This is a genomic window from Streptomyces akebiae (genome assembly GCF_019599145.1).
Classification (GTDB): Bacteria; Actinomycetota; Actinomycetes; order Streptomycetales; family Streptomycetaceae; genus Streptomyces; species Streptomyces akebiae.
In genome coordinates, this window is the sequence record NZ_CP080647.1 from 4,594,738 (window position 1) to 4,608,678 (window position 13,941).

Genomic DNA, 13,941 nt, shown 5'->3' on the forward strand with positions numbered 1-13,941 from the left:
CACGCGGCGAGCCCGGCGCCAACACGGCACCGGGCTCGCTGTACGACAGTGACGTACGCGGTGGGACTACGCGGGACTACGCGGTGGGACTGAGCGGTGGGGCTACTTGATCTTCTGGCCCGCCGAGCGCAGGTTCTGCGTCGCCTCGACGACACGCGCGGCCATGCTGGCCTCCGCGAGCTTGCCCCAGGTGCGGGGGTCGTAGGTCTTCTTGTTGCCGACCTCGCCGTCGACCTTCAGGACGCCGTCGTAGTTCTGGAACATGTGCGCGGCGACCGGACGCGTGAAGGCGTACTGGGTGTCGGTGTCGATGTTCATCTTGACGACGCCGTTCTCCAGGGCGGTGCGGATCTCCTCCTCCGTCGAGCCGGAGCCGCCGTGGAAGACGAAGTCGAACGGGGACTCCTTGCCGAAGCGGGAGGCCACGCCCTCGTTCAGCTCCTTGAGGAGGTCGGGGCGGAGGACGACGTTGCCCGGCTTGTAGACGCCGTGGACGTTGCCGAAGGAGGCGGCCAGCAGGTAGCGGCCCTTCTCGCCCAGGCCGAGCGCCTCGGCGGTGCGGATCGCGTCGTCGACCGTCGTGTAGAGGGAGTCGTTGATCTCGTGGGAGACGCCGTCCTCCTCGCCACCGGTCGGGGTGATCTCGACCTCCAGGATGATCTTCGCGGCGGCGGCGCGGGCGAGGAGTTCCTGGGCGATGGAGAGGTTGTCGGCGAGGGTCTCGGCCGAGCCGTCCCACATGTGCGACTGGAACAGCGGGTTCCGACCGGCCTTGACCCGCTCCTCCGACACGGCCAGCAGCGGACGTACGTAGCCGTCCAGCTTGTCCTTCGGGCAGTGGTCGGTGTGGAGGGCGACCGTGACGGGGTACTTCTCGGCCACGATGTGCGCGAACTCGGCGAGGGCGACGGAACCCGTCACCATGTCCTTGCTGTACTGACCGCCCAGGAACTCGGCTCCGCCGGTCGAGATCTGGACGATGCCGTCGCTCTCCGCCTCCGCGAAGCCCCGCAGCGCGGCGTGCAGCGTCTGGGTCGAGGTCACGTTGATGGCCGGGTAGGCGAACTTGCCTGCCTTCGCCCGGTCGAGCATCTCGTTGTAGACCTCGGGGGTTGCGATGGGCATGGTCCGCTCCTTGTATGTGCGGGTGGCGTTGTGCTTACGGTCCCTGACCTAGGGTTGCGACGTCATCGTCGGCCCCATCCTTCCAGACGGGACCCGATGCTCCGGCCAGGGTGTCCGGAACTGTTCGGTAACCCATGACCTTGGTGTTCCGCCCGGCGTGCCGACCTCAGTCGAGTCCCAGTTCGTCCTTCGAGAACGCGAACCGGTACGGCACCCCGGCGCCCTCTTCGATCTTCTCGGCGGCGCCGGTGGCGCGGTCGACGATCGTGGCGACGGCGACGACCTCGGCACCGGCCTCGCGGACGGCCTCGACGGCGGTGAGCGGGGAGCCTCCGGTGGTGGAGGTGTCCTCGACGACGAGGACGCGACGCCCGCTGATGTCCGGCCCCTCCACGCGGCGCTGCATACCGTGCGCCTTGGCCGCCTTGCGGACGACGAACGCGTCCAGCCTGCGGCCCCGGGCGGCGGCCGCGTGCAGCATGGCGCCGGCGACCGGGTCGGCGCCCATGGTGAGGCCGCCTACCGCGTCGAAGTCGAGGTCGGCGGTCAGGTCGAGGAGCACCTGCCCGACCAGCGGGGCGGCCTCGCCGTCGAGAGTGACGCGACGCAGGTCGATGTAGTAGTCCGCCTCCAGACCCGACGACAGGGTCACCTTGCCGTGCACCACGGCCTTGTCCTTGATCTGCCGCAGCAGAGATCCACGTACGTCCACGTCAGTCATGGCAGTCAGCTTAAGGGGGCCCTTATGTCCGCTTACAGGCGACGCCAGGTCCAGGTCGTGGCCGCTTCCAGCGGGTCGATGGGGGTGACCAGGCGGGGGTGGGTGTTGAGGCCGTTGGGCGGGCCGGTCTGCGGTTCGACGCACACGGCCTCCGCCTGCTCGTCGTAGACCACGACCCACTCCTCCCGCGAGGTCACCTTCAGTTCCAGCCGGTCCGGCCAGGTGAGGGTGACGTCGACGCCGTCGGGCATGCCGAAGCAGTCGTCCCAGGGGCCGGGCCGGGGATCGACGCGGTTGCCGGTGGGAAGGTGGTCCGCGCCGCGCTCCTCCTGCCAGGCGGGGTGGAAGTCGATCCGCACGTCCTCGCCGCCGTCCCCGAGGGTCCGGTTGAACCAGGGGTGCCAGCCGACCTGCGCCGGGAAGGAGGAGTCGTACGTCTCCACGGACATGGTGAGGGTGAGGGCGTCCGGAGCGAGGGTGAACACCTGGGTGACGCGGCCCGGGTAGGGCCAGGGGTCGACCAGGTCGTACGTGAGGACGGCCTCGGTGGCGTCGTGGCGGGCGACGCGCCAGGCTCCCTCGCGGGTCGTGCCGTGGATGGCGTTGGGCGGGGCGTTCAGGGGCATCTGCTGTACGGAACCGCCGCTGAGGAAGCGTCCGTCGCGGATGCGGCCGCACCACGGCACCATCGGGAAGCAGCCGAACCGCTCGCCCTGACGCAGCAGTTCGACCCCACCGACCCGCAGCCCCGCCACCCGGCCGCCGTTCGCCGGCGCCAGCACGACCTCCGCGTCACCCGCGGCCAACGTGATCTCTTCACTACTCACCCCTCGACCCTACTGGTCGATCGCACCGGGGAGTTGCCCGACCGTCCCGGCCCCGGCGGATCCGTGGGGGGTGTCGGGTCAGCGGCGTTTGCGCAGGGCGCGGCTCACGATGATGGCCGAGGCCACGGCCAGGGCCGCCGCGGGGGCCGCCCAGCGGAGGGTGGCACTCGCGGAGACGGTTTCGGGAGCCGGGACCGGGGCGTACCGGCCGCGGGGCGGGGCGTGGTCGACCTCCTCCGCGCTGCGTCCGATCATCGTCCGGCGGGCGTGCGCGGCCTCGGCCGGCGGCTCGTCGTCGGCGACGTAGCCGCCCTCGCCGAAGGGGTCCGGTGCCGACGGCGGCACGTCGGCCTCGAAGAGGGAAGGGGCCGGCTCGTCCTCGGCGGAGGCCGGGGGCTCGTTCTTCGGGGGTGTCCGGGGCTCGTCGCGCTCGTCTCGGTCGGCGGTGTCCTCAGTGGGCCGGGGGCCTTCGGGTGGTGTCGCCGTGTCCGCGGCCGTCGGCCTCGGCTCGGGCTCGGAGGCGGGCTCAGGCTCGGAGGCGGGCTCGGGCTCGGGCTCGGCCGCCAGGTTCTCCGCGAACTTCTCCAGCAGGCGGGTGGCCGCCGAGGTCACCGGGTCCGGTGGGAGTTCGCTGATGCGGCCGGTGGCGCTGGCGGTGGCGGAGCAGGCCAGGGTGGTGCCCTCGGCGGCCGGGACGAGGCGGAGAGTGAGGGTGAGTTTCACGGTGCCGGAGCCTCGGACCTCGGCGGCGTCGCCCTCCACGGCGTAGGAGCCGTCCTCCCGGGGGGTCACGCGCAGGGTGCCGCGGTAGGTGATGGTGTGCCCCGCGGCCCGTACCTTCAGGCGACCGGCGACGGGCGGCGTGCCCACGTCCTGCTGGAGCCCGGGGACCGCTCGGGCCACCCGCTCGGGGTCGGACAGCGCCTCCCGGAGGCGGCCGACGGGAACCGGAACGAACACCTCATGCTCCATGGCAGTCGAGCCTACCCACGAGGCCCCGCACCGCACCCGTACATACGCGTTATTGCTCGTGTTCCGCCCGCGCGGCCCCATGCGCCCCACCACGTCCCCTACGTCCTACGCCACACACCGGACGCATGACACGCGCACGACCAACGCCTCAGCCCCCGTACCTCGGGTGCACCAGCGTCGACGGCGGCAGGTCCCGCACCCCGTCGGCGGCGGTGAGCCGGGTGGTCCCGGTGCCGAGGGCCAGGGGTGGGCGACGGTCGTCGGGGCGGGTCGCCAGGACGAAGCCCCAGTCGTAGGGGGCGCCGGAGGTGTGGGCCGTACGGTCGGGGCCGGTGACGAATCCGGGGTCGGCGGCGGTGACACGGTAGGGCGTGGTGCGCAGCCCGGCGGCGCGGACGGTTGCGTCGACCGTCCAGAACACCCGCCGGCGGGACGCCACCGGCCCGGCGTGCACCACCATGCGGCCGTCGGCCGCCAGGACCTCGCGCGCCAGCCCGTAGAACTCCTGCGAGTAGAGCTTGGTGCTCGCCGTGATCCCGGGGTCGGGGAGGTCCGAGATCACGACGTCGTACGGCTCGGCCGGCCGGGCGGCGCGCAGCCAGGCGAAGGAGTCCTCCGTGTGGACGCGGACCCGCGCGTCGTCGTAGGCGTGGCTGTTGAGCGCGGAGAGTGCCGGGTCCGTGCGGGCCAGGCGCACCACGCCCGGGTCGATCTCGACGATGTCCACCTGGCGTACGCCGTCGTGGCGGAGCACCTCACGGGCGGCGAGGCCGTCACCGCCGCCGAGGACGAGGACGCGGGCGTGCGGTCCGGCGTCCAGGGCGGGGTGGACGAGGGCGCGGTGATAGCGCTGTTCGTCGCTGCCACTGATCCGCAGCCGGCCGTCGAGGAAGAGGGAGAGCGGGCGGCCGTCCAGGCCGCCGGTGAGGACGACCTCCTGACGGCCGGTCTGCAACGCGACCCGCACGTCCTTGCCGTACACCGCGCGCCGGGCGGCGCGTTCGAAGTCGTCGACGTGCAGGGCGGCGGTGGCGAGGAGGCCGAGGACGGCGAGGTTGGTGACCAGCAGCAGCCAGCGGGCGCGGCGGCTCAGGTCGCGGTGGAACAGGCCGAGGACGAGCGCGCCGCCGACGAGGGCGTTGACCGTGCCGGTGAGCAGGGCACCGGTCAGCTGGCCCAGCCAGGGGAGGAGAAGGAAGGGGAAGGCGAGACCACCGACGAGTGCGCCCACGTAGTCGGCCGCGAACAGGTCGGCGACCGCGCCGCCGGCGTCCTGGCGGCGGATGCGCTGGATCAGCTCCATCAGCAGCGGGACCTCGGCGCCGATGAGCAGGCCGATGGCCAGGGAGAAGGCGACGAGGAGATAGCGGGAGCCGCTCGCCCACATGCCGCCCCAGTCGCCGGTCCAGGCGAACGCCGCGTACAGCGCGAGGGCGCTGCAGCCGCCGACGAGGGCGAGGGCGGCCTCGATGGCGCCGAAACCGAGGGCCGCGCGGGGGCGGAGGCGTTTGGCGGCGAGGGAGCCGATGCCCATGGCGAAGACCATGACCGAGAGGACCACGGAGGCCTGGGTGACGGAGTCGCCGATCAAGTACGAGGCGAGGGCGACCAGTTCGAGTTCGTACACGAGTCCGCAGGCGGCGCAGACGAACACCCCGGCGAGGACGAGGAAGCGGCCGATTCCCGGGCGGACGGGGAGCCACGCCTGGGCACCCGGGCCGCCGTGGCCGCGCCAGGGGGGAGGGGCGCCGGGGGGTGCGGGGGCGTGCGGCTCGATCACTCCTGGCACGCTACCGTCACGGTCACGCTGCGCTGGGTCACCCACACGAGTGGTCTGCGACGCGTGGGCGGGTGCCTGATGGCTCGGGGGTTCGGGTGGTTGGGCGGGCACGGGCACGTCGTGGCGCCCGCGCAGCTCCTCGCGCCCCCGAGAAGCAGCATCGGGCGCCCCCCGCTTTCAGGCCCGCAGGACCGCTGTCCTTCAGGCCCGCAGGGCCTGGTCTTCTAAGGGGCGCGGGGAACTGCGCGAGAAGCCCCACCGACCCCGCACCCGCCCACACACCACAACCACCCCACCCCGCACCCACCCACCCACCCACCCAAAACCAAGTCACCCACCCCTCACAGCGCCACCGTCACCGGCACCCTCACCCCCACCCTCGTTCTGGTGGCCACCAGTTGCCCGTCCTGTGGATACGCGTGCCAGGTACGCCAGTGCACCTGCCCCTCGTGGCGCTGCGCGAGCATCGCGGTGAACGCGTGCGGGCTGCCGGGGAAGACACCGGCCAGCCCATGGGGATGGTCGGAGACGAGCGCCAGGAGTTCCTGGGCACGTCCGGCGAAGGATCCCGGTGAGAGGACCTCGACCCGGGCGGCGAATTCGTACTCCCAATCACCCACACGTTTGGCCACTCCGAGCGGGAGCGGCGTGCTGGATCCCGGGATGCACGCGACCGTCTCCGAGCAGTGGCTGCCCCGCTCCTCCTCCAGGAGCACCTGGTGGGACGCGCCGAGCAGCCTCAACTGCATTTTCGCACCGGTGAGTTCGAGATCGAGCGTGGCGAGCGCGGGCAGCGGCTCACGCCCCAGGGCCCAGGCGAGGTCTGCCGCGCGCGTGTCGGTGTAGGCGGTGTTCAGGGTCGTGAGCATGGATCGGCTCCGCAGCGACGCAAAGAGAAGAGGAGTGGGTCCGGCGCACCCCGGTCGGCACCGGGAGATGTGGCCCGGTCAGCCAGGTCGGGTGAGGACGACGTCCCGGTCGGTCCGGTCAGCCAGGTCAGGCCTGCCGGGAGGGACGTCCGGGGGGCTGCGTTGGCGATTTATAGGGAATCATGAACTGTGGCGCCACCACAGCGTTTTTACCCAACTTGACGTGCTTTCCATCCCCCCGAGGGCTGCCCAGCTCAACTGTTCAACCAGGCGTGCGCCCCGGCGACCGACGTGCTCCCCGCGCGCCCACCGAGCCGGGCGCGCGAACGTCGGGGAGCGCCTGCCGGACAACCGGGCCCACCCGGCGTACTCAGGCGTGAAGCGTCACCACACCGCTGCGCCTGCCCCGTTTGCGGAGCTGCACACGCGAGCGCCCGCCGGGAAGTTCGTCCCGGCGGGCGCTCGTGTCGTGGAGCTCGGCTGCCCCGTGTCAGCTGCCTCCACCGCATCCGCCCCCGCCGCCACCGCAGGAGGACCCGCCGCCGCAGGACGAGCCACTACTGCTGCCGCACGAGGACCCACTGCTACTGCCGCAGGACGAGCCACCACCGCCGGACGACGAACCGCGGTCGTCGTTCGACGAGGAGTGGGACGATCCCGAGTCGCCGACGGCGGCCGCCCCGAGCACCCACCAGCTGCTGTCGGAGCCGCTGTGGTCGGAGCCGCTGTTGCCCCGGCCGCCGCGGTAAGCGCTGCCGCCCCGGCCCGACGACTGACGGCGTCGTGCCGCCGTACGTGCCGCGTTCGCCCTGCCGCGGTTGACGGCCACGACGATCACCGTCACCACACAGACCATCACCAGGATGATGCCGATCACCGCGATCGCGTTCATGGCGTCACCCCTCCCCTCTGTTCCTGAGTCCCCCGAAGCGACCCCCCATGGGTGCCTCGCTCACTTGTGTGTCGCGGGGATGTCCCCGCCGACGACCACGACCCCGACCCCGACCACGCCCGCTCGAAGCGCGTGGTCAGCTGCCGCCGCCGCAGCCGCCGCCTCCGCCGCAGGAGGACCCGCCTCCGCACGACGAGCCACTGCCGCTGCCGCACGAGGATCCGCTGGACGACGATCCCCCGGACGAGCCCCCGCCCGCCCACCAGCTGCCGCGCCGGCCGCGCCGCCTGGAACTCCTGACGACTCCGACGACGATGGCCACACCGATGACGCTGAGCACCAGGATGAAACCGACTTCCGCCATGGCCCACCCTCCCCTCTTCCTTGCTTGTGTCCCCCGAAGCGACCCCCCGTGGGTGCCTCGCTCACTTGCGTGTGGCGGGGATGCCCCCGCCGACGACCGCTCAAAGCCGAATTGAGCAAGTCCAGAGCTTGTCTCCCGCGCCGGTTGCCCGCGCGGCCGGCTGCCGCCGAACAGGACCGTCGCTCAGTCCCCTCCTCCGCCACCACCGCCGCAGGAGGAACCGCCGCCACAGGACGAGCCGCCCCCGCAGGACCACCACCCCCCGCCGCTGTGGGACGAGCCGCTGTCGTCCGACCAGCTGTGCGAGCGGCGACGGCCCGGCCGCGAGCCCCGGCCCCCCGAGACCAGGCCGATCACGACGACCGCGCCCACGAAGAGGAAGAAGAAGATCTCCATCGCGGCACCTGCCTTTCGTTCCCCCGTGCAGACCCCCCGTGGGCCGTGCGTGACGTGGGGATGCCCTGGCGTGTCACCGGTCAAAGCCGAGTTGAGGAACTCCAGAGCTTGGGCGCAGGATGACGGCCATGACCTCCAGCGCAAGCCCCGCCCGCACCCCTCGTCCGCCGCTCAACCGGCGGCTCGCCGAGTTCGGGACGACGATCTTCGCCGAGATGTCGGCGCTCGCCCTGCAGACCGGGTCGATCAACCTCGGGCAGGGCTTCCCGGACACGGACGGCCCCGAGGAGATCCGCGAGGCGGCCGTACGGGCGCTGCGGGACGGCCGTGGCAACCAGTACCCGCCGGGTCCCGGCGTGCCCGAGCTGCGCGCCGCGATCGTCGACCACCAGCGGCGACGGTACGGACTGACATTCGACCCCGACACCGAGGTGCTGGTCACCGCCGGTGCCACGGAGGCCATCGCGGCCGCACTGCTCGGGCTGCTGGAGCCGGGCGACGAGGTAGTCGCCCTGGAGCCGTACTACGACTCGTACGCTGCCTGCATCGCGATGGCGGGCGGGACGCGCGTACCGGTGACGCTGCGGCCGTCCGAGGGGTCCGGCGAGGGGGCGGGCGACGCGGGCGGGGACCGGCGGTTCCGGCTGGACCTCGACGAGCTGCGGGACGCCGTCACCGACCGGACGCGCCTGCTGCTGATCAACACGCCCCACAACCCGACCGGGACGGTCCTCAACCGCCAGGAGCTGACGGCGATCGCCGAGCTGGCGGTGGAGCGGGACCTGCTGGTGGTGACGGACGAGGTCTACGAGCACCTGGTCTTCGACGACGCCGAGCACCTGCCGCTGGCGTCGTTCCCGGGGATGCGGGAGCGGACGGTCACCATCGGGTCGGCGGGCAAGACGTTCTCGTTCACCGGGTGGAAGGTGGGCTGGGTGACGGCCGCGCCCGCGCTGGTGACGGCGGTGCGCTCGGCGAAGCAGTACCTCACCTATGTGGCGTCCGGGCCGTTCCAGTACGCCGTCGCCGAGGCGCTCGCGCTGCCCGACAGCTACTTCGAGGCGTTTCGCGCGGACATGCTGGCCAAGCGCGACCTCCTGGCGACGGGGCTCTCGGACGCCGGCTTCGAGGTGTACCGGACGGCGGGCACGTACTTCATCACCACCGACATCCGCCCCCTCGGCGAGACCGACGGCTTCGCCTTCTGCCGTGCGCTGCCGGAGCGGGCGGGCGTGGTGGCCATCCCCAACGCGGTCTTCTACGACCACCGCGAGCAGGGCGCCCCCTTTGTTCGCTTCGCGTTCTGCAAGCGGACAGGCGTGTTGGAGGAGGCGGCCTCCCGACTCAAGACGCTGGCCGCCTGACAGCCACAGACGTACCAGCGTATGTACGGGCCACACGGCCTGGTTGCTCCGAGCCGCCGCGCACCCGCACCCGACTGCCGCCTGGTCGAGTCGGGACACCGGTGCTCGGCAGTCATGTCACGCAACCCGCCTGTCGGCGTACACGCTTCCATCAGCGATCAACCGGCGCCGCCAGGCCCGCTGACAGCGCCCCCGGATCATGCAGGACAGGGGCAGCAACGAGTCATACCGGCCCCGAAGGGTACGAAGTCGAGCTGGGCTCTACGAAGAAGGTGATGTGCGGGCAGTAGCCCTCTTCGGCCAGCCAGGCGCGGGCCCGTCCGCGCTGTCGCTCATCGCGGAACCGGTGGTACCGGCTCCAGGAGCGCTCGTCACCAGCGAGGACGTCCTTGAAGCGCCGGAAGGTACCCCGCCCGCCCATGGCGATCCGCAGCCTGTCGGCAAGGGCGACGTCCTCGACCTCTTCGATGAACAGCTCCATGTCCCGGTAACCGGCCCGGGATCCCGGGGCCGGCACGTACAGCCATCGCTCGGGATCGTCGTCCTCCTCAGCCTCGGGCCCAGGCCCCAGCTCATCGGTGAACGCAGGCCAGCACTCCCCGGTGGACAGATCGATCCGGCCACCGGACTCGGCCGGGTCGCCTTCCAGCAGCATGGCGAGCATCTCCAGATCGACCGCGAGCGGGCGCAGGAGGGGCACCGCCGCGTCTCCCGTGGCCGCGCGCAACCGGTCCGCCAGCTCCTCATCGCCCCGGAAGCCGCGCTCCAGGAGCGCGCCGAGAAACAAGGCCGCCATCTCCGCAGTCCCCGGCAGGCCCTGCGCCGCGGCCCCGGCCACACCATCGCCGGCCAGCTGCAGCACCTCACGCACGGGTCCACGACGCAACGCCGCAAGCAACGCCACTCCGTCCTACGCGTGGAGCGCGCCACGCAGGGCCCGCAGCCCGTCCTCGCCCCATCCCTCATCCACGACCCCGACGGTAACGCGCCACCGAGAAGTACGACGCCGGGACCCATCGGTTTCCCTCCGCCCGGCTCCGTGCCAGTGCCGGCGCACCCGGCACCTGGGGGGCAGGCGGTGTTGCCCGGTCAGCGGCGCCGCTTGCGGCCGCTCTTGCCTGACGAGCGCCGGGCCTTCCGCGCGCGGCCGGTGCGGGCGCCGTGGGTACCCAGTGCCCGGGCCGCCAGCTGCCTGAGCTCGTCGAGTCCGGCCCGGTCCGGGTGCGCGGAGTCCAACGCGGCGGCAACCGCGTCCCTGGCCTGCAGGCCCTGGGCGCGCAGCGTCTCCTCGGCGCCGTCCCCGCCGCCCGCCAACTCCACGAGCTGAAGCAGGCTCTCGGCGAGCACCAGCAGCTGCTCGGCATCGGTCATGTCCTCGGGGGACAGCAACTCACGGTGCGCCAGCGCGTTCAGCGCCGACGGCGCCAGCTGTGTGTCCCGCCGCAACGTGTGCAGCAGCCGCTCGCCCTCACCGTCCGGCAACGCCGCCGGCAGCACGTCGAGCATCGCCTGCGCACGCGTGCGGAAGGTCATGGTCCTTACGGCGTCGGTCAGTTGGCGCAGGGCCACTTCCCGCTCGCCGCGGGCCGTGATCCAGCGGGCCAGTTCCGTGCGGGCGGCGTCCGGGTCGTACTCCTCGGCCAGCACCCCCAGCAGGCCGGCCGCCGGCGCCTGGGCCAGTTCACCGACCAACGGGGCGTCCCTGCCGGCCGCCAGCAACCGCTGTCGTACGGCCCGGGTACCGAGCTCGGTGAGACGGATGAGCTCGACCGGCCCGGCGGTCAGCTCCTCTCGCCGGGCATCGGCACGCTCCCGCGCCGCCGGGTCCGTTGCCGCCCCCGCGACGCCCAGCAGCTCCGCCAGCTCCGGCGGCATGTCCGCGAGCAGCTCGGGACCGGCATCGGAGAGGTCGATGTCGAGGAACACCGGATCGGCCATCCCCCGGTCACGCTCGATCGCGCCCAGGTCGTCCAGCAGATCGAGCACCGCGCGCAGGTCCCGGTCGGCGTGCTCGAACCACATCCGGTGCTGAAGGTCCAACCCGCGGTCGAGTTGGAAGGAGCTTCGATAGGCCAGGTGCACCGTGTCGCGCAGTCGCGGCCAGGGCATCGGGTACGGCAGGCTGTAGAGCGTGTTCAGCACATCCTCCAGGACGTCCTCGTAGACGTCGAAGAGCATCGACTCGACGTGCCAGCCGCTACGCGCCCCGATCAGGGCCTGCCGCAGCTCGAAGCACGCGTCGAAGGCGCGCAGCCACAGCCGGAGCGGGTCGGCCAGCACCGGCCGGGCCTTGGCCACCGCGTACAACCGCCCCTTGACCACCCGGACCAGGCGCGCCTTCTTCGCCCACTCCACCAGCAGGCCCAGCTGCGGCAGGTCGGCAGAGGAGCGCACCCCCTCGATCTTGTCGCCGGTGCCGAGTACGTCCACCAGCTCGCGGGCCTCCGCCATCCGCAGCCGTCCCGTCGCCGTCACCGGTCGGCCGCCCTGCCCCGCCCATTCGGCGAGTCCGCGCAACTGCGCCACGGTCGTCGACGCCTCTGCCCGGCGGCGCAGTCCGTCGTCCGGGGGAAGCATCACGGGCAGTTGCGGCTCGGCCCGGGTCACGCCGGACAGCGCGCGGCCGGTCAGCCGCCGTTCCATGATCGTGGCGAGGGCCTGCTGATCGTAGGCGACCTCCCCACGCTGCGCCCGGTCCGCGAAGCGCTGAAACGCCGCCCCGTCCTGGACGTCCACGCCCTGCTCCGCGGCCGTCATCGCCCAGAACTTCGCCAGTCCCCAGCGCGTGCGGTCCGTCATCGCCGCCAGATGCCGGTCCGCGACCCTGTCGACCGCGGCAAGGGAATCCTGGAGTGAGGGGCCGCGCGGGTCCGCCAACTGCGCGGCGTGCAGATAGCGCAGCAGGGTCCGCAAGGTGCCCGGGGCGTCGCCGCGTTCCTCCCCGGGAAGCTCGGTGACCTGCTGGGGAAGCCAGGAGAGCAGTAGTTCCTCCACATGGCGCGGCTCCCACAGCCCCAGTCGGCCGTCGGCAGTCGCCCGGTGTCGGTAGTCCAGGGCCGCCTCGGCAGTGAACCCGTCCACCGGCAGCCCCTGCTCCCCGGCCCAGCGGACCAGGCGGTCGACCAGCAGCCCGCACGCCGCCTCGAACTCCTCCTCGGCCTCGGGTTCGAACCGCATCCGCATGAAACTCGTCCAACCTGTCAGCAGCAGTCCTTGCCGTGCCACGCTATCGCCGAACCGGGGCCGGCAACTCGGCCGAGGACGAGCGGGCCCGCTACCTCAGGGCAGTGCGTGTGGTGGTCGCCCGCAGCGAACGCGGCTTCGAACCTCCTTGCGGCGAAACGGACTTCGTCGCACGCGCTCGCGGCACGGAACGGCACGGGCCTGGCGTGGCCTGGCCGGCGGGGAGTCCCTCGTCAGTGGCCGTCCGCCTCGGGCTCCGGGCGCGGGAGCTCGTCGAGGTCGAGGGTGAAGGTGCGGCCGTCGGCCAGGGGGATGGGGAGCTTGCCCGTGCCGTACTTGTGGGTGTGGGCCGCGATGTAACCCGTGGCGGTCGGCTGGGTGTGGAGGACGACTTCCTGGGCGTAAGGGTCCACGACGAGGTAGATCGGGATTCCGTAGCGGCCGTACTTCGCGGTGCAGTCGTCGTAGTCCTGGCGTGCGGAGGAGGTCGAGACGACCTCGGAGATCAGCAGGACGTCCTCGAAGCTGTAGCGCTTGCCCTCCCGGCGGGCGTCCTCGCGAAGGATCGCCAGATCGGGGGCGGAGTTCTCGTCGGCGGGGAAGTCGATGTAGACATCGGAGGTGACCTTCGCGTGACGGCCGAGGGCAAGAGCGGAGTCGATCTGCATCGACCTGATGGTGCTGGAGTGCTCTTCGCTCTGCGGGGTCATGATCACCTTTCCGTCGGCCCCGAACAGAACCGTGTACCCCTTGGGGAACTCGGTGTGCACGATCGCGTCGACGCCCATCAACGGCTCCTTCCCGTGTGCGGTCAGGATACGACGGTCAGTGCCGTGTCACCGAGCCCGTCGGGACGGCCGCCAGACCGGACCGGACGGGTTGCGCGGCCCGCTCACCGCCGGTGCCGGAGATCCGCAGCGGGGCCTGTCGCACGACATAGGAAGAGGAATAGGCAGGCCAACGAGGAGTGACCTGGGTGACGGCCGCGCCCGCGCTGGTGACGGCGGTGCGCTCGGCGAAGCAGTACCTCACCTACGTGGCGTCGGGGCCGTTCCAGTACGCGGTCGCCGAGGCCCTGAGCCTGCCGGACTCGTACTTCGAGGAGTTCCGCGCCGACATGCGGGCCAAGCGCGAACTGCTGGCGGGCGGTCTGGAGCAGGCGGGGTTCAAGGTCTTCCGCCCGGCCGGCACGTACTTCATCACCACCGACATCCGCCCCCTCGGCGAGAACGACGGCTTCGCCTTCTGCCGCTCCCTGCCGGAGCGTTGCGGGGTGGTCGCCATCCCCAACGCGGTCTTCTACGACCACCGCGAGCACGGCGCACCCTTCGTGCGCTTCGCGTTCTGCAAGCGTACTGAGGTGCTGGCGGACGCAGCCGCCCGACTCAAGTCGCTGACCGCGCCGGGCAACCGCACCGACACGCTGATCCGGCATCCTTGCCGCACGC

Annotated in this window: 13 protein-coding genes and 1 pseudogene; 2 read left to right on the forward strand and 12 right to left on the reverse strand. The window is 72.0% G+C overall.

Annotated features, from left to right (window positions below):
* Window positions 1–102 precede the first annotated feature (102 nt).
* The 9 genes from fbaA to K1J60_RS19745 all read right to left on the reverse strand — a co-directional run bounded on the left by fbaA (window position 103) and on the right by K1J60_RS19745 (window position 7,946).
* On the reverse strand, window positions 103–1,125 hold the full coding sequence (gene fbaA / locus K1J60_RS19705; protein ID WP_220647352.1) for a class II fructose-bisphosphate aldolase: 1,023 nt from the start codon (window positions 1,123–1,125) through the stop codon (window positions 103–105).
* A 166-nt stretch (window positions 1,126–1,291) separates the two neighbouring features.
* On the reverse strand, window positions 1,292–1,846 hold the full coding sequence (pyrE, locus tag K1J60_RS19710) for an orotate phosphoribosyltransferase (protein WP_220647353.1): 555 nt from the start codon (window positions 1,844–1,846) through the stop codon (window positions 1,292–1,294).
* A 32-nt stretch (window positions 1,847–1,878) separates the two neighbouring features.
* Window positions 1,879–2,673 carry an aldose epimerase family protein gene (locus K1J60_RS19715; protein ID WP_220647354.1) on the reverse strand — a complete coding sequence of 265 codons (795 nt, stop codon included), beginning with the start codon at window positions 2,671–2,673 and terminating at the stop codon, window positions 1,879–1,881.
* 78 nt (window positions 2,674–2,751) lie between these two features.
* Window positions 2,752–3,645 (reverse strand): SRPBCC family protein, encoded by an 894-nt coding sequence (locus K1J60_RS19720; RefSeq protein ID WP_220647355.1) that lies wholly within the window; start codon window positions 3,643–3,645, stop codon window positions 2,752–2,754.
* Between the two features lie 148 nt (window positions 3,646–3,793).
* Window positions 3,794–5,425 carry a polyamine aminopropyltransferase gene (locus tag K1J60_RS19725; RefSeq protein WP_220647356.1) on the reverse strand — a complete coding sequence of 544 codons (1,632 nt, stop codon included), beginning with the start codon at window positions 5,423–5,425 and terminating at the stop codon, window positions 3,794–3,796.
* 341 nt (window positions 5,426–5,766) lie between these two features.
* Window positions 5,767–6,294 (reverse strand): DUF2617 family protein, encoded by a 528-nt coding sequence (locus tag K1J60_RS19730; RefSeq protein ID WP_220647357.1) that lies wholly within the window; start codon window positions 6,292–6,294, stop codon window positions 5,767–5,769.
* A 490-nt stretch (window positions 6,295–6,784) separates the two neighbouring features.
* Window positions 6,785–7,186, reverse strand: a complete 402-nt coding sequence (locus K1J60_RS19735; protein ID WP_259407801.1) for a hypothetical protein — start codon at window positions 7,184–7,186, stop codon at window positions 6,785–6,787.
* 136 nt (window positions 7,187–7,322) lie between these two features.
* Window positions 7,323–7,550, reverse strand: a complete 228-nt coding sequence (locus K1J60_RS19740) for a hypothetical protein (RefSeq protein ID WP_220647358.1) — start codon at window positions 7,548–7,550, stop codon at window positions 7,323–7,325.
* A gap of 183 nt (window positions 7,551–7,733) precedes the next feature.
* Window positions 7,734–7,946, reverse strand: a complete 213-nt coding sequence (locus tag K1J60_RS19745) for a hypothetical protein (protein WP_220647359.1) — start codon at window positions 7,944–7,946, stop codon at window positions 7,734–7,736.
* Between the two features lie 119 nt (window positions 7,947–8,065).
* On the opposite strand from K1J60_RS19745, the gene K1J60_RS19750 reads away from it, so the two are divergent.
* Window positions 8,066–9,310: a pyridoxal phosphate-dependent aminotransferase gene (locus K1J60_RS19750; RefSeq protein WP_220647360.1), complete on the forward strand. Its 1,245-nt coding sequence runs from the start codon at window positions 8,066–8,068 to the stop codon at window positions 9,308–9,310.
* Between the two features lie 223 nt (window positions 9,311–9,533).
* On the opposite strand, the gene K1J60_RS19755 is transcribed toward K1J60_RS19750, so the two are convergent.
* The 3 genes from K1J60_RS19755 to K1J60_RS19765 all read right to left on the reverse strand — a co-directional run bounded on the left by K1J60_RS19755 (window position 9,534) and on the right by K1J60_RS19765 (window position 13,281).
* Complete coding sequence (locus K1J60_RS19755; RefSeq protein WP_259407802.1) at window positions 9,534–10,181, reverse strand: UPF0158 family protein; 648 nt, start codon at window positions 10,179–10,181, stop codon at window positions 9,534–9,536.
* A gap of 218 nt (window positions 10,182–10,399) precedes the next feature.
* Window positions 10,400–12,487, reverse strand: a complete 2,088-nt coding sequence (locus K1J60_RS19760; RefSeq protein ID WP_220647361.1) for a hypothetical protein — start codon at window positions 12,485–12,487, stop codon at window positions 10,400–10,402.
* Window positions 12,488–12,726: 239 nt separating this feature from the next.
* Complete coding sequence (locus tag K1J60_RS19765; RefSeq protein WP_220647362.1) at window positions 12,727–13,281, reverse strand: Uma2 family endonuclease; 555 nt, start codon at window positions 13,279–13,281, stop codon at window positions 12,727–12,729.
* A gap of 179 nt (window positions 13,282–13,460) precedes the next feature.
* On the opposite strand from K1J60_RS19765, the pseudogene K1J60_RS19770 reads away from it, so the two are divergent.
* Window positions 13,461–13,889: pseudogene (locus tag K1J60_RS19770) on the forward strand (aminotransferase class I/II-fold pyridoxal phosphate-dependent enzyme); the annotation flags it as partial.
* Window positions 13,890–13,941 lie beyond the last annotated feature (52 nt).